Origin of the sequence: Thermomonas hydrothermalis (assembly GCF_900129205.1) — a bacterium.
GTDB lineage: Bacteria > Pseudomonadota > Gammaproteobacteria > Xanthomonadales > Xanthomonadaceae > Thermomonas > Thermomonas hydrothermalis.
Genome location: NZ_FQUK01000045.1, coordinates 1 through 16,212 on the forward strand (window position 1 = coordinate 1; position 16,212 = coordinate 16,212).

Consider the following 16,212-nt stretch of genomic DNA (forward strand, 5'->3'; position numbering starts at 1 on the left):
GGTCTCTTGGGCACGACGGTGTCGGCTGACGCCCTTCAAGAAGCTCGGTGCCACCATCCGCGACCACCTCACCGGCATCCTGCGGCATTTCGACACCGGCCTGTCCAACGGCCAGGTCGAGGCCTTCAACGCCCAGATCCAGGCCGCCAAGGCCCGCGCCAAGGGCTATCGCACTGACGCCAACCTGATCGCCATCAGCTACCTGCTGTGCGCCAAGCTCAGGCATCTACCCCGTCACCCTTGGCTCCATGCTCCCCATCAGACATGAACCGTTTCCACTGGAATCGCGATTGAGCCGATTTTCCGAGCCCTTGTGTTTGGTGGCGGAACACGGAACCGAACCCGCGCCCCAATCCCGAGCCAGATAGTAACTCCTTGGCCTTGAGGGCGTGGATTCGACGATTTGGCCGCCAGAGAGTCGTTGAGTAACGCGTCAGCGCTATGCCGAGCTTGGCTTCTTGGCAGAACAGCGCGTTCATGAGACTCCTGCCAACAACAACGTCAGTCCATGACGCCGGTCACCCCCGCCACTTCCCTCCAAACGCCTGGAGAGCCACCCATCCCGAGCTTCGGCAAGGCAGCAGACCGAGGCGGATTGCCGACTTGCATCGCATTGCCGAAGCCGAGTCGATACTGTAGAATGCAGTACATTTGCAGTGGCTTCCGGAGAGGCTATGGCCGCAAGCAAGACCGCTACGCTGACCTTTCGGATCGATCCCGCTCTCAAGGAAGCGCTGCGCCTCGCGGCGAATCTCGAACATCGGTCCATCGCCAACATGGTCGAGGTCCTGATTCGCGACTATTGCGAGCAGCGCGGGATCGAGATTCCGCCCTCCGACGAAGCCGAGAACAACAGCGGAGTGCGCTCATGATCAAGACGGTCAAGCAGGCCTGCCGGTTCAATCCGATCATCCGGGACTACCGGATGAGCCAGGGGATCGAGAATCTGGCAGAACTCATCAATGACGAGGGAGACGGGCGGGAGTTCTTCTCGCGCAACTTCGTCACGCACGGCATGGAGCAGCTGTTCCGCGAGGGGCTGCTGCGCTTGTCGGGCAAGTCAGATCAGGCGGTCTTCGAGCTCACCCAAGCCATGGGTGGCGGTAAGACGCACATGATGATCGCGCTCGGCCTGCTGGCGCGTCACCCGCACCTGCGTTCCGATATCCTCCCTCCCGATCTCGCTGCCCGTGTGGACTTTGGCACGGCACGTATCGCCGCCTTCAACGGTCGCAACAATCCGGACAACTACATCTGGGGTGAGATCGCAAGCCAGCTTGGCGCCGAAGATGCCATCAAGCCCTACTGGGCCAACGGCCCCAAGGCCGTCGATCAACGCAAGTGGAAGGAAATCATCGGCGACAAGCCGACCTTGATCCTGCTGGACGAGCTGCCACCCTATCTCGACAACGCCAGCACCCAGGTGTTCGGTCAGGGCACGCTGGCCAACATGGTGGTCTACAGCCTCTCCAGCTTGATGAGCGCGGCGCTGGAGTTGCCCAACTGCGCCATTGTCGTTGCGAATCTCTCGGGTAGTTACAAGGCGCAGACGAAGGCCCTTGCCGACGCAATCTCCAATCTGCAGCAGGAGACGCGCCGTCAAGCGATGACCATCACACCGGTGCAACTGGCCGGCAACGAGATCTACGAGATCCTCAAGAAGCGGCTCATCGACGAGCTGCCCGACGAGCGCGTCATCGCGGATGTGGCCGAAGAGTACGCCCAGCAGATCAAGAAGGCCGAAGACGGCGGCTACATCGTGGCCAGCAGCATCGAGCAGATTGCCGAGCAGGTGCGCGAGACCTACCCCTTCCACCCCTCGTTCAAGCACCTTGTCGCGCTGTTCAAGGAGAACGAAGGGTTCCGCCAAACCCGTGGCCTGATGCAGTTTACCGCCCGACTCCTCAAGAGCGTCGAGGAGCGCGAGACGGATGACGTCTTCCTGATCGGCACGCAGCATCTCAACCTCAACGACGAGCAGGTCAAGGACGAGATCGAACGCATCGCACCGAAGCTGATGCCGGCCGTCACGCGGGACATCGCCGACAACGGCAACGCAATTGCCGAACACATCGACGACGAGCTGGGCTCTGATGCCGCGCGACAGGTGATGACCCTGCTGCTGGCCTCGAGCCTGTCCCGCGCGGTTGGGGGGCGGATCGGCCTTTCCGAGAGCGAGCTCATCGAGTTCCTGGCTGCCCCGCAGCGCAAGCCTGACGAATTCCTTCAGGCTATGCAGCGGCTGCGGGAGGCCGCCTGGTACCTGCACCGTGAAGAGCAACGCTTCTTTATCAAGGAAACGGAGAACCTCTCGCGCCAGATCGAGCGCAACGCTAAGGAGGTCCCTCAGCCCAAGATCGATCAGGCGCTGATCAATCGTCTCACCGGCATCCTTGAGCCGGTTCGCAAGATTGCATACCAGGATGTGCAGGTCCTGCCCAAGCTCGATGAATTGAAGCTCTCCGGCCCGCGGACGCTCATCGTCATCAAGCCCGATGGCAAGGTTCCTCCGAGCGAACTTCAGAACTTCTTTGACTATCAGCAGGAGAAAAACAACCTGCTGGTGCTCACGGGTCAGGATAGCCTGTTGGCGGATGCTGTCGAGGAGCGTCTGCGTGAGCTCTACGCCATCGAGCAGATCCACAAGCGGCTTCGCCCTGGTGACACGCTGTTCGAAGAAGCGCGCGACCGCCTGGAAGAAGCGGAAGACCGCTTCGGCAAGGCCCTATCGGCCGCCTACAACCGCCTCTACTTCCCGGTGAACGACCCGGTCGATGGCCGCGACGTTTTAGCCGGCGTCACCATCGATCAGGGGCTGAAGATCGGCCAGGGCGATCAGTCCGCCGAAGCTCAGATCGAGAGTCTGCTCGCAAGCCCCAGAGCGGATTACAAGCTCGTGCGAGAGCTGACGAAGGACAACCTGGACGAGTACTTCGCGCAGGCCGAGGAGTACCTCTGGCCCTCCGGCAAGGACAACCGCCGCACGCCGTGGAAGGACGTCGTCACGCGCGCCAAGTGCTCGCCCATCTGGCCCTGGATGCCGGGCGCGAGCGGCCTCGACGCCCTCAAGACGGAGGCGTTGAAGCAAGGTCGCTGGCGTCTCGGTGAAGACGGCTACATCGAGAAAGGCCCCTTCCCCAAGGACAAGGCCACGGTCAATGTGTCCGTCGTCAACGTCAAGGCCGACTCGGGAGAGACGGTGTTGAGTCTGACGCCTCGCCATGCGGGCGACAGCCCGGTGGTCTATTGGTCGACCAAGCCCGAGGTCACGGACAAGGACCAGAAGGTCGATGACCTCGACAACTTCACGACGACGGAGGGGACCCTCTACTTCTGGGTGAAGGACACCACTGGGCAACATGAAAGCGCTCCAGCCGTGCGCTGGTTGGCCGACCTGAAGATCCGTCACCAGGTCGAACCGGCTGCCGACAAGCGCCGTGTGCGCCTCGAGGCCACCCCGCGGGCAAATCTCTACTACACACTGGACGGGTCCAACCCTAAGGACGGCACTCGGTACGACGGCCCCTTCGAGATTGGCCCTGGCGCTTATCGCCTGCTGGTGTTTGCACGGGCGGGCGAAGCCAACAAGACGGCCGACTTCCAGATCCCGGCCAGCGGCGATAAGACGGTCCAGATCGTCGATGCCAAGCCGGCCCGCCTGCAGAGCAAGCGCGTGTCTCTGGACACCACCGACCGTGTGTTCGGGGTCATCAATCGCTTCCGCGATCAGCCCGGAACGCGTTTCAAGGGCGTTCGCATCGAGATCGGCGAAGGCGAAAACACCGTGACCGTGCGTTTCCAGGAGCGCGAGGTCACGGCCGCCATGATCGAAGGCGTCGTCAACAGCCTTCGCGACGTTCTGGGTGAGCCCGAAGCCTTGGTCAACATCGCCATCGCTGAAGGCATTCAGTTCGACACGGGCTTTGCGCTCAAGGAGTTCGCGAAGATTGCTGGTGTTGAGCTCAAGCCGGGCGACGTGAGCCAGGAGGAATGACCATGACGCGCGCCAAGGCCGCAGCACACCGGACGCCAGCAGGGCGTGTGCAAGTCCAGCATACGCTGGGCTTCGGGGTGCCCGCGACCTCGGACCCGCATCACTTCAAGGTGCTCATCCCCAAGAGCAGCACGGGCAAGGTTCAGATCAGCGAGTACCTCGGGCTGCAATCGGCCTCGGCGGACACCGCGGTGATCGACCGCGTCTTGCTCGACCGGCCGCGCTGGACGGCCATCCGTGCCGAGGTGCAGCGGGCCTTCAACGCACGCCTCACCGCGCACGGATTGAAGCCCAGTGCATGGAAGATCGGCGAGAACCCTGTGGATAGGCTGCTCGGCAAGGAGCTTTGCGTCCTGGCCTGGGCCGTCGAGCAGATGGAGGCATCCAAGATCCCCGTCGCCGTGAGGAACTGGCTGGCGCTTCGGCCCGAGGAGCGCTGGTGGCTGTTTGGCATGACCGCCATGGCGACTGGCGGCGTCATGGACGCCGGCAAGGGGTGGCGCATCGCGCTTCAGCATGCCCTGGGTGATGTCGCGCAGAGCGATTTGCTCGGCACCCGCGCCCGCCGCGGCCGCAACGACCGCGACGACAACCGGCCATCGCTGGACCTGTTTGGGGACGACACGGCATGACCAACGGCCTCGTACCCCCGCAGCCCAAGATCTACCACATCGCCCATGTGGATCGTTTGCCCTCCATCGTGGCCGATGGCTTCCTCTGGTGCGACGCGGAGGTCAATCGGCGAGCGCCTGCTGGGACGACCATCGGAATGAGCGGCATCAAGCAGCGGCGCTTAACCCTGTCATTGAACAGCCACCCCGGCCTGCACGTGGGCGACTGCGTGCCGTTCTACTTCTGCCCGCGCTCGGTGATGTTGTACCTGATCCACCAGGGCAATCATCCGGAGCTTGGCTATCGCGGTGGACAGGCCCCGATCCTGCATTTCGAAGCCGATCTGCATGCCACCGTTGCTTGGGCACAAGCCCAACAGAGGCGGTGGGCCTTCACCCTCTCGAACGCTGGTTCGTACTTCTTCGAGGACCGTTGCGATTTGGCACGCCTCGACGAAATCGACTGGGTGGCTGTTCAAGCGCGGGATTGGCGGCAGTGCAAGGAAGGCAAGCAAGCCGAGTTTCTGCTGGAGCACAGCTTTCCCTGGCACCTGATCGAGCGCGTTGGCGTGCTCAATCGCACGATCTACCAGCAAGTTGTGAACGCCCTTCCGGTCAACGGACACCGACCTACGGTCGAAATCCGCCCGGATTGGTACTACTGAGACATGAGAGGATCACAGCCATGATCGAGTTCACCTCAGGCGACATCCTCAAATGCGAGGCGGACGCTCTGGTCAACACCGTCAACTGCGTCGGCGTGATGGGGCGCGGGATCGCCTTGCAGTTCAAGAACGCCTTCCCTGAGAACTTCAAGGCTTACGAGGCGGCCTGTAAGCGCGAGGCCGTGCAGCCGGGCCGCATGTTTGTCTTCGAGACGGGACAGCTCACGCCGCCGCGCTTCATCATCAACTTCCCCACCAAGCGCCACTGGCGCGGCAAGAGCCGCATCGAGGACATCGACGCAGGCTTGGTCGATCTGGTTCGGGTCATTCGCGACAAGGGCATCCGCTGCATCGCCATACCACCGCTGGGCAGCGGCCTGGGGGGCTTGGACTGGAGCGAGGTGCGTCCACGCATCGAGCGAGCGCTGGGGCAACTGGAGGACGTGCACGTGCTCGTGTTCGAGCCCAACGGCGCGCCCACCACGGACAAGATGGCCCATGTGCGCGAAGTGCCGACCATGACCGCAGGACGCGCAGCCTTGGTCGAGTTGATCCACCGTTATCTCGGCGGCTTGCTCGACCCCTTTGTCACCTTGCTGGAGGTGCACAAGCTGATGTACTTCATGCAGGAGGCAGGAGAGCCGCTGCGCTTGAAATACGTCAAGGCGCCTTATGGCCCCTACGCCGAGAACCTGCGCCACGTGCTGCGCGCGGTCGAGGGGCACCTGATCGCCGGTTACGCCGACGGCGGTGATGCGCCGGACAAGCCCCTGACGCTGGTTCCCGGCGCTATCCAGGAGGCATCCGCCTTCCTCGACCAACATGCCGACAGCCGCCAACGCTTCGAGCGCGTCACCCGCCTCATCGAAGGTTTCGAGTCGCCCTATGGCCTCGAGCTGCTCTCGACCGTGCATTGGGTCATGACGCACGAGGGGGTCAGCCAGCTCGACGACGTGGCCGCCCGCATCCACGCCTGGAACCAGCGCAAGCGCCAGTTCACGCTCCGACAGATCGCCATCGCCGCCGACAGACTGGCCGCCCAAGGCTGGGTGCAGGCAGCGACCGCTTGAAGATCACCTCGCCATGCATGCACAAACAAGAACAACCCTCACCCCACTGGCGCTGAAGGATGCCCCGGCTCTGATCGAGACGGTCTTTCCGGCGCAGAAGGTGTCCTTCGAGGCGCAGACCGAACGCAAGGCGGTGGCGGCGCAGACCCTGACGGGTCTGGGCTCCTACTGGAAGGGCAGGAAGCCCTTGATTCTGGTGCGTGCCATCGTGCTGGGCAGCCTCTTGCCGCCCACCGATGACCCTGAGGCGGATCTGGCGGTGTTCGAAGCGCTCATGTCCTTCGACGACGAGGGGCTGGCGCGGCGGGCGCTCGCGGCGAATGCCATATCGCCATCCGAGATCGCTGCGCGTATCCAGCTTGATGAACCTTGGGACTATTTCAAGGCAACCATCAAGAGGAGCGATGTCACCGGAGGTGATATTCGCTGGATGCGGTTTCCGATGGATGTGGATGCCGAGGGCATCTCGCTGCGGTGGAAGCGCGATCTGAGCGATGACGACAGGCTGGTGATCTATCGCAAATTGCTGGCCACTCTCGGAAGCTACGAAGAGAAAGCGAGCCTGTGCAAACGCCCTGAAGAGGTCGATCCCGATTGGCTCTACGCACCAGTGTGGCCCAAGGTCAACCGCCACTACGCGCATTTGGGCATCGATGCCCATTCGTTCCCGGAGCTCATCGAGCAATTGGGCATCCTGCGCTATGGCCACCGCCCGCGCGTGGGCGACACCTTCAGCGGTGGCGGATCCATCCCCTTCGAAGCAGCACGCATCGGGTGCGATGCCTATGCCTCTGATCTCAACCCCATCGCCTGCATGCTCACCTGGGGCGCGCTCAATGTCATCGGTGCCCCGGGCGACCGGCGCACCGCCCTGGAGTCCGCGCAGCAGCGGGTGTTTGCCGAGGTGGATGCCGAGATCACGCGGTTAGGCGTCGAGCACGACGAACACGGCAACCGCGCCAAGGCCTACCTCTACTGCCTGGAGGCACGCTGCCCGGAAACCGGCTGGAGGGTGCCGCTCGCCCCCAGTTGGGTAATCTCGCCCAAGCAAGGCGCCATTGCCAAGCTGGTGCCGAACCCTGCCCAGAAGCGCTTTGACATCGAGGTCGTCACCGGCGCCTCGGCAAAAGCCATCGCAGCGGCCGAGACCGGCACGGTGCAAGACGGCGACATGGTCTATCAGCTCGATGGCAAGACCTACCGCACTCCGATCAAGACCCTGCGCGGCGACTATCGGCTGCCTGATGGCACGACGGGCAACCGTTTGCGCCGCTGGGAGAAGAGCGACTTCAAGCCGCGGCCGGATGACATCTTCCAAGAGCGGCTGTACTGCATTCAGTGGATCAAGAAGGAAACGATTGATGCCGCTCGCCAGGAGACCTGGTTTGCCGCACCCACCGAGGCGGACCTCGCGCGCGAGCGCCAGGTGGAAGCGATCGTCGGCAAGAACCTTACCCGCTGGCAGGCGGAAGGCCTGGTGCCGGACATGGCCATCGAGCCGGGGGACGAGACCACGCGCTTATTCCGCGAGCGCGGCTGGACGCATTGGCATCATTTGTTCAATGCGCGGCAGTTGCTGTTGCAAGCGCTGATGCTCAAGTACTGGCGCGCGACTGACGCGGCCCCGCTGGGCTGGCTGAACGTGGCCAAGGCGGCGGACTTCAATTCGAAGTTGTGTCGTTGGGCAACGGCGCAGGGCGGCGGACTGGGTGGCCCCAAAGGCGTGTTCTCGAACCAAGCCCTCAACACCTTCTACAACTACGCCACACGGGCCTGGCTCGGGTTCGGGGCTTCGTCGTTCAAGATGGCGGAAGCGCCACTGCCCACGGTGGAGAAAACCATCGTCTCCGCCACTGCCGATCAGCCCCAACAGCGCTGCGAGTTCTGGATCACCGACCCCCCCTACGCCGACGCGGTCAACTACCACGAGATCACCGAGTTCTTCATCGCCTGGCTGCGCAAGAATCCGCCCAAGCCGTTCGACGAATGGGTCTGGGACTCGCGGCGGGCGCTGGCGATCAAGGGCGCGGGTGAAGACTTCCGGCGCGGCATGGTGGCCGCCTACCGGGCGATGGCCGAGCACATGCCCGACAACGGCCTGCAGTGCGTGATGTTCACGCACCAGGACACTGGGGTGTGGAGCGATTTGATCGGCATCTTCTGGGCGGCGGGCCTACAGGTGGTGGCCGCCTGGTACATCGCCACCGAGACGACCTCCGAACTCAAGAAAGGCGGCTATGTGCAGGGCACGGTGATCCTGATGCTCAAGAAGCGACCCGCCGGCGAGCGCACGGGGTTCAAGCAGCGCATCTTGCCTGCCGTGCGGCAGGAGGTGGCGCGGCAGATCGAAACCATGATGCACCTCAACGACACAGTGAGGGCACATCACGGCGAGCCGGTGTTCAACGACTCCGACCTGCAAATGGCGGGCTATGCGGCGGCGCTCAAGGTGCTCACCGCCTACACCCACATCGGCGGCGAGGACGTGACGACGTTTGCTCTCCGCCCGCGGGCGCGCGGAGAAGTGACGGTCGTGGACGAGATCGTCCAACAGGCGGCAGAAACGGCGTCGAGCCTGCTGGTGCCCGAAGGCCTGGCCCCGGACACCTGGGCCAAGCTCACCGGCATCGAGCGCTTCGTGTTGCGCATGCTGGACATGGAGACGACCGGTTCGACCAAGCTGGACAACTACCAGAATTTCGCCAAAGCCTTCCGTGTGGAGGACTACAGCCGCGTGATGGGCGACATGCGCCCCAATCACGCGCGGCTCAAGCGCGTGACTGAGTTCGCCTCCCGCGATTTGACCGAGTCCACGGAGATCGGCGTCACCAAGCTGGGCCGGATCATCATTGCCCTGCAGCAGATACTGAAGGACACCGAGCCGCAGGTCATCGTCGAACAGATCAAGAACGAGATGGCCGACTTCCTGGAGGTGCGTCCTCTACTGGTGGACATGCTGGCCTTCATCGAGCGCAAGTCCACGGAACCAAACGTGCGCAGCGCCGCCGAGGTGCTGGGCGCGCGCTTGAAGAACCTGCGCTTCGGCGCCTGAGGGCCGGCGGATGAGCATCCGGCGCTTTTCTTCACGCACTCATCGGCTGGATGCCAGCTTCCTGCTGCAGCATCTGGCTGGCGCACGCAGTTACAAGCGCATTGCCGGCTACTTCACCAGCTCCCTGTTCGAGGTGGCCGGCGAGGCGCTGGAGGGCATCCCCGAGGTCAAGATCGTCTGCAACGTCGATATCCATCCGGATGACCTCAAGGTAGCCCAGTTGCGCGAAAGCAAGATGCTGGGTCGCTGGAATGAGCGCGCTCTGGAGGCCGAAGCGCTCCTGCACCGTGACCGTTACCGCCGCTTGGATGCCTTCCTGCAGCGGCACGGTCAGGCCGTGCGGGTTGCACCAGACGACATCTGCGGATTCGTGCATGGCAAGGCCGGTGTGATCACGCTAGCGGACGGACGGCGACTCGGCTTCATCGGGTCTATGAACGAAACCCGCAGTGGCTGGCAGCGGCACTACGAGATCCTGTGGGAGGACGAGTCCCCCGAGGGGGTGGCCTGGATCGAGGAGGAGTTCGACTTCCTGTGGAATGCGGCCAAGCCGCTGCCCCAGGCGGTCATCCGAGAAGTGCATCGCCGTGGCTATCGCCGCGAAGTGGTCTTCGACGAGATTGATGAGGACGAGAACCTTGCGCCGGCCGCGCTGATCGAGTCCCCGCTGTACCGCGAGGGGCAGCAGTTGCAGCCATGGCAGCAAGGATTCTTGACCGAGTGTTTGCGCCACCACCGGCTCTACGGCGTGGTGAGGCTGTTGCTGGCCGATGAGGTAGGACTGGGCAAGACGCTATCGCTGGCCACCGCAGCATTGACGCTGTGTCTGCTCTCTGATCGCGAAAACGGGCCACGACGCCCGGTCGTGATCTTTGCGCCGGCCACCCTCACCGAGCAATGGCAGACCGAGATGCTGGATAAGCTCGGCATCCCGACCGCACGCTGGGATACGGTACGCAAGGTGTGGCTGGATGCGGACGAGCGCGCCATCTCTGCAGCGGGCCGCGAGCAGATCGCACGCTGTCCGCTTCGTATCGGCATCGTGTCCACGGGCCTCATGATGCGCGACTCGTTGGAGAAGCAGCACCTGCTGGGCTTGAGGTTCGGCGTGGTGATCCTGGACGAGGCTCACAAGGCGCGCACGCGCCAAGGCTTCGGCAGGGACGCCGGAACGCCGAACGAACTGCTGGCCTTCATGCGCGAAGTCGCCGCCCGGGCGGACCATGTGTTGCTCGGCACGGCGACGCCCATCCAAACTGATCCGAGAGACCTCTGGGACCTGTTGGGTATCCTGCACCAAGGCCGAGGGCACTTCGTCTTGGGGCATGACCTGGCGGCATGGCATCGGCCCGATGAAGTGCTGGAGATCTTGGCTGGTCGCCAAGAGGTACTGGACCCCGGCCATGCCTGGGAGTTGCTGCGATCTCCGCTGCCGCGCGTCGAGTCCACCAGCGAGCCACGTGCCCGTAAACTGTTCTCGGCCATCCGGCAAGACTTGGGGCTAACCAACGGAGAATGGCAAACCAATCGCCCCTTGACCGATCTCGCCGAGGAGACGCGAGAGATCCTGGAAGAGGAACTAGAGCGGCGCATCGCCGGAGCAACGTTGTTCCAACGTGAGAACCCGTTGGTCAGGCACGTCGTGCTTCGTAAACGACAGCAGCTGGAAGACGCGAACCTGCTAACACGGGTCGGGGTCGAGATTCACCCGGATCGCTCCAAGGTGGCCGAACCGCGGATCTTCGACGTCCTGTTCGAGGGCAAGGCGCTTCGAACTTCAGAAGACTTCCGCGAGGCCTATAGCCAGGCACGCGCCTTTGGCAAGGCACTCGCCAAACGCGGCAAGGGCAGCGGGTTCATGAAGAACATGCTGGAGCAGCGCATTTGCTCCAGCATCCAAGCCGGACTCGCGACAGCTCGACGACTGTTGCAAGGGGAGGCCGTGCATGAAGAGAGAGACGAGTTCGAAGCCGACCTGGCCGTTGAAACGCAGGAGGAACGTGAAGTTCTCGAACGTCTCATCGACAGACTTCAACGGCTCGACGCGGACCCCAAGATGGAGGCCGTCATCCACTTCCTGGATAAGGAGAGGTGGCTCGAACTCGGCGTGATCATCTTCAGTCAGTACTACGACACCGCGAAATGGCTCGCGGATGAACTGGCGGTCCGTTATCCAGATGAGGCCATCGGTCTTTACGCCGGAGCGGGGCGTAGCCGCCTCTATCAGCGTGGTGACAGCGTCGCGGTGGAGCGCGAGACCCTGAAGCGCATGGTGGCCGAGCACCAAATCCGGATCATGGTAGCCACCGATGCCGCGTGCGAAGGTCTCAACCTGCAAACCCTCGGCACGCTGATCAACGTGGACCTGCCCTGGAACCCGACGCGCCTGGAACAGCGCATCGGACGAATCAAGCGCTTCGGCCAGAGGCGCGAGACTGTCGACATGCTCAACCTGGTGTTCGAGCAGACCGTGGACGAGAAGATCTACGAGCGGCTGTCCGAGCGGATGCGAAATCGCTACGACCTGTTCGGGTCCCTGCCCGACACCATCAAAGATGAATGGATCGAGGACATCGAATCCCTCGGTGAGAAGCTGGACGAGTACATCAACGCCCAGAAGAAAGCGACAGGTTTTGATCTGCGTTACACCGGCACGATGATGCCGCCGGAGAAGGACTGGCGCGAGTTTACAGAAGTGCTCTCGCGGCGAGATCTCGCCACGCTGATGAGCGCGGCTTGGGGCTGACGGGCAGTCAAATGAGGAAAAACCCGATGGGAAAGCTGATCGATGGGGACCCAGGCGAGAACCCGCCGACACGCTGCCTGGCGCCGGCTCTACAATCCACCGATGACCGCGCTCATCCCAGACTGGACCGGCGACACCGAAGCGCTGCGCGCCGAGCAGGAGGCACTGGCGCGCCAGGTCGTGCTGCGCGACAGCTTCGTGCGCCCGCTGCGCACCGTGGCCGGGTTCGACGTCGGCTTCGAGGACGACGGCGTCACCACCCGAGCCGCCGCGGTGCTGCTGGATGCCGACAGCCTCGCCGTGCTCGATCGGCAGGTGGCGCGCCTGCCCACCCGTATGCCTTATGTGCCCGGCCTGCTCAGCTTCCGCGAGCTGCCGGCACTGCTGGCCGCCCTCGCCCTGCTGCCGACCGCGCCGGACCTCGCCCTGATCGACGGCCAGGGCATCGCCCACCCGCGCCGGCTGGGCGTGGCCGCGCATTTCGGCGTCATCAGCGGCCTGCCCAGCATCGGCGTCGCCAAGTCGGTGCTGGTGGGAGAATCGCGCATGGCCCTGCACGATATGCGCGGCGCCTTCACCCCGCTGCGCGACGGCCGCGAACAGATCGGCTGGCTGCTGCGCAGCAAGCGTGGCTGCCTGCCGCTGGTCGTCTCGCCCGGCCATCGGGTGGCGATGGCCTCGGCCCCGGAACTGGTGATGCGCTTCACCACCGCTTATCGTCTGCCCGAGCCCACCCGACTGGCCGACCGACTGGCCTCGCGCCGCGCCCCGGATGCCGACAGCGACGATTGACGCCGGGCGTGCTATACCCTCCCCAATTCCTCCCGTCACATTCTCAGGGAGCCGCCATGCGCCCGCTTTCGCTCCTGCTTCCGCTGGTCCTGCTGGCCGGCTGCACTGCCACCCCGGCCGCATCCTTCCATCCCGAGGCCCCCATGCCCCCGCCGACCACGCCAACTCCGCCCGCCCCCCCGCCGCCCCCGGCCGCGCGCACCCTCGTCCTTGGCGTCGGCGAAGCCGCCACGCTGGACGACGGCAGCCGCCTGACCTACCTGCGCCTGGTCAACGACTCGCGCTGCCCGCCCGGCGTGCAGTGCATCTGGGCCGGCGATGCCGAGATCGCGCTGCGCTGGCAGCCGGCGCGCGGCCCCGCGCAGGAGGCCAGCCTGCACACCAACCCACTGCCGGACCGCGGGGCGAACGCGGCCACCTTCGGCCCGTGGCAGGTCCGCCTGGAGGCACTGGAACGCGGGGTCGCGCCCAGCGCCACCCTGCACGTCGCCCCGGCCGGCAACTGAGGAATCACGCGGCATCCAGCGGACTGCGCACCCCGTGCGCGCCGCGGTTGAGCACGTGGGTGTAGATCTGGGTAGTGGTCACGTCCTTGTGGCCCAACAACTCCTGCACGGTGCGGATGTCGTAACCCGCTTCCAGCAGATGCGTGGCAAACGAGTGCCGCAGGGTGTGCGGGCTGACCGGCTTGGCCAGCCCTGCCGCCTGCGCCGCCGCACGCACCGCGCGCTGGAGCACCTTTTCGTCCAGATGATGGCGCCGCTCGGCGCCATCGCGCGGGTCCACGCTGCGGCGCGCGGCCGGGAACAGATACTGCCAGGCGAGTTCGCGCGCGGCATTCGGATACTTGCGCGCCAGCGCATGCGGCAGCCACACCGCGCCGAACCCGTCGGCCAGATCGCGCGCATGCAGCACCCGCACATCCTCGCGCTGGCGCCGAAGGGGCTCGCTCAGGGCCGACGGCAGCATCGTGCGCCGGTCCTTGCCGCCCTTGCCGTCGCGCACGGTGATTTCGTGGCGCTCGAAATCCACGTCCTTCACCCGCAAACGCAGGCATTCCATCAGCCGCAGGCCACTGCCGTATAGCAGGCTCGCCATCAGCCACTCGCGCCCGGACAGGCGCTGCATCAGCCGCGCCACCTCGCCGCGCGAGAGCACCACCGGCACCCGCTGCGGGCGCTTGGCGCGCACGATGTTCTCCATCCACGGCAGGTCCATTGCCAGCACCTCGCGGTACAGAAACAGCAGCGCCGACAGCGCCTGGTTCTGGGTGCTGGCCGCCACCTTGTCCTGCGTGGCCAGCCGCGACAGAAACGCTTCGACCACCGCCCCGTTCAATGTCCGCGGGTGGCGCTTGCCATTGGCCAGGATGAACCGGCGAATCCAGTACAGATATGCCTGTTCCGTGCGCAAACTGTAATGTTTCAAGCGCAATCGCGCGCGAATTTCGTCGAACAGACGCGGCGGCGAACCCGCCCCACCTCTGCCTTTACTCAGGGTCTCTTCGCCGTGATATGTCATCGCAGGGTCTGCCGTGTGCCGAACACCCTCAATGATCGCGACCCGGACACCACGCGCCATCGGCAAGTGCAGCGTTTTGGGGTAGGAATCCAGAGCTTGACAGCCCCCTCAGGCACTGGGATGATCCGCTCTACACCCCGTATTGGGGTCTACTCGTAGTTAGATGCCAGATTTGGCGTTGCGTATGCTCACAGAAAATCGATAGCCGCAAGACTGTTTTTGGCAACTCATAGCCACTACTATTTCTCCTTCATGCCGTAGAGGAGATTGCACGTGAAGAACTGGCTCTTTCTGGCTATTGCAATCTTTGGTGAGGTCGTCGCAACTTCCGCACTGAAGTCCAGCCATGGATTCACCAAGTTAGTTCCTTCTGTTGTAGTTGTGGCTGGCTACGGGCTTGCGTTCTATTTCCTCTCTCTCGCACTCAAGTCCATCCCGGTCGGCATTGCTTATGCTGTTTGGGCTGGCCTCGGCATCGTACTTGTGGCAGCTATCGCTTGGATCTTCCATGGCCAGAAACTAGACTTGTGGGCGTTCGTTGGCATGGGACTTATCGTTAGTGGCGTCGCCGTTCTAAATCTGCTATCCAAGGTCAGCGCACATTGACCGGGCTGGCATCTAACAATTCATTCAAGCCGACGCCGCTTCGCGGCGCGGCTTAACTCAGGTGTTAGCGAGCAAAGGGGAGCTCATCGCATGCTGAAAAACTGTCCAGAATGTGGCGGCACCACATCAGATCAGGCCGCAAGTTGCCCACACTGCGGCCACCCACTCATTCCCTTGTCTTCGGCGCCACCCTTGCCATCGGCCCCGACACAGGAGCAAACGAAGAAAAGCCGTAGTCCCGTATTCACGGTCCTAGCTGCTTTTGGCTTTCTTCTCTGCTTGTTCACTCCTCGCCTAATACTTGTTCTGCCTCTCTTTGGAACAATCGCTTGCGCAGTGATTGCCATCTTCCGCCGGGAACGAGCAAGGGCCGCTTCAATTATTGTCCTCATACTCACGCTCGGACTTTTTCTGTTGAGTGCAGTGGACTCACCTTCGGGCGGCGCACGAAGTTCTGCCTCTCTGTCTTCGGTCAAGATTGAAGATTGGAACTGGGCCGTAGATCCGGACTTTGGCACAAAAGGAGCTGTCGAATGGAATGCCAATGTACGCAACTTGACTGACAAGTACATTGAAAGTGTTCGCCTTGAGATGACGACTTACGACAAGGATGGAAAGCTAATCGCGTCCGACTTCACATTCGTTGACGCAATCCCACCCGGCGGCATACGTAGCAAGAAGAGCTATGCTGACTATTACGGCACAGAGGGCAAGGCATCCATACAAGTGACAGATGTACGGTTTGCTCGCTAACAATTCATTCAAGCCGACGCCGCTTCGCGGCGCGGCTTAATTCAGGCGTTAGGCACCACAGGGGAGATAGCCGATGACCAAGCATCTAATCTTTGTGGCTCCATCGCGTCTGGTGTGGAACGGGCCGCCGGATGATGTCAGCCTTGGCGGATGCAAGAACAACTCTTCACCCAGGCTTTGGGGCTGACGCCGCCGTGGGCGGTAGACAGCGTGTCGTTTCGTCCGGATGAGGGGGCGATCCACTTCGAGGTGTCGTGCGATACGGCCCGGCTGGCCTGTCCGGTCTGCGGGGCGGCGGACCAGCCGGTGCACGACCGGGTGGAGCGCACCTGGCAGCATCTGCACTTCTTCCAGTTCAAGGCCTTCATCCACTGCCGGGTGCCGCGCGTGGCCTGCCGCGAG

14 protein-coding genes are annotated in these 16,212 nt (G+C 63.4%); 13 read left to right on the forward strand and 1 reads right to left on the reverse strand.

What is annotated here, in order from left to right; all coding sequences use genetic code 11:
- From BUA29_RS10390 to BUA29_RS10435, 10 genes are all read left to right on the forward strand, one after another.
- The coding region (locus BUA29_RS10390; protein ID WP_143148910.1) for a transposase at positions 1–268 on the forward strand (268 nt) is incomplete at its 5' end.
- Between the two features lie 406 nt (positions 269–674).
- A complete protein-coding gene (locus tag BUA29_RS10395; protein ID WP_072756490.1) occupies positions 675–872 on the forward strand; it encodes a type II toxin-antitoxin system antitoxin in 198 nt (65 codons plus the stop codon).
- On the forward strand, positions 869–3,994 hold the full coding sequence (locus BUA29_RS10400) for an anti-phage-associated DUF499 domain-containing protein (protein ID WP_072756491.1): 3,126 nt from the start codon (positions 869–871) through the stop codon (positions 3,992–3,994). Before BUA29_RS10395 ends, BUA29_RS10400 begins: the two co-directional genes overlap by 4 nt.
- 2 nt (positions 3,995–3,996) lie before the next feature.
- On the forward strand, positions 3,997–4,626 hold the full coding sequence (locus BUA29_RS10405) for an anti-phage-associated DUF3780 domain-containing protein (protein WP_084602442.1): 630 nt from the start codon (positions 3,997–3,999) through the stop codon (positions 4,624–4,626).
- Positions 4,623–5,270, forward strand: a complete 648-nt coding sequence (darT, locus tag BUA29_RS10410) for a type II toxin-antitoxin system toxin DNA ADP-ribosyl transferase DarT (protein ID WP_072756493.1) — start codon at positions 4,623–4,625, stop codon at positions 5,268–5,270. Before BUA29_RS10405 ends, darT begins: the two co-directional genes overlap by 4 nt.
- A 20-nt stretch (positions 5,271–5,290) precedes the next feature.
- Positions 5,291–6,340, forward strand: coding sequence for a type II toxin-antitoxin system antitoxin DNA ADP-ribosyl glycohydrolase DarG (gene darG, locus BUA29_RS10415; protein ID WP_072756494.1), 1,050 nt, complete (start codon positions 5,291–5,293; stop codon positions 6,338–6,340).
- A 13-nt stretch (positions 6,341–6,353) separates the two neighbouring features.
- Positions 6,354–9,392: an anti-phage-associated DUF1156 domain-containing protein gene (locus BUA29_RS10420; RefSeq protein ID WP_072756495.1), complete on the forward strand. Its 3,039-nt coding sequence runs from the start codon at positions 6,354–6,356 to the stop codon at positions 9,390–9,392.
- 10 nt (positions 9,393–9,402) lie between these two features.
- Positions 9,403–12,138: a phospholipase D-like domain-containing anti-phage protein gene (locus BUA29_RS10425; protein WP_072756496.1), complete on the forward strand. Its 2,736-nt coding sequence runs from the start codon at positions 9,403–9,405 to the stop codon at positions 12,136–12,138.
- A gap of 102 nt (positions 12,139–12,240) precedes the next feature.
- The gene (nfi, locus tag BUA29_RS10430; RefSeq protein WP_072756497.1) at positions 12,241–12,930 is read left to right on the forward strand and encodes a deoxyribonuclease V; all 690 of its coding nucleotides are present in this window, start codon (positions 12,241–12,243) and stop codon (positions 12,928–12,930) included.
- A 56-nt stretch (positions 12,931–12,986) separates the two neighbouring features.
- Complete coding sequence (locus BUA29_RS10435) at positions 12,987–13,436, forward strand: hypothetical protein (RefSeq protein ID WP_072756498.1); 450 nt, start codon at positions 12,987–12,989, stop codon at positions 13,434–13,436.
- A 4-nt stretch (positions 13,437–13,440) separates the two neighbouring features.
- Here BUA29_RS10435 and BUA29_RS10440 read toward each other — a convergent pair whose 3' ends face one another.
- Positions 13,441–14,451, reverse strand: a complete 1,011-nt coding sequence (locus tag BUA29_RS10440) for an integron integrase (protein WP_072756499.1) — start codon at positions 14,449–14,451, stop codon at positions 13,441–13,443.
- 273 nt (positions 14,452–14,724) lie between these two features.
- Here BUA29_RS10440 and qac point away from each other — a divergent pair, with 273 nt between their 5' ends.
- The 3 genes from qac to BUA29_RS10450 form a co-directional block, all read left to right on the forward strand.
- On the forward strand, positions 14,725–15,057 hold the full coding sequence (gene qac, locus BUA29_RS10445; RefSeq protein WP_000800531.1) for a quaternary ammonium compound efflux SMR transporter QacL: 333 nt from the start codon (positions 14,725–14,727) through the stop codon (positions 15,055–15,057).
- Positions 15,058–15,393: 336 nt separating this feature from the next.
- The gene (locus BUA29_RS12090) at positions 15,394–15,810 is read left to right on the forward strand and encodes an FxLYD domain-containing protein (protein WP_143148911.1); all 417 of its coding nucleotides are present in this window, start codon (positions 15,394–15,396) and stop codon (positions 15,808–15,810) included.
- 150 nt (positions 15,811–15,960) lie between these two features.
- Positions 15,961–16,212 (forward strand): transposase family protein (locus BUA29_RS10450; protein WP_143148891.1); only part of this gene is annotated, 252 nt, incomplete at its 3' end.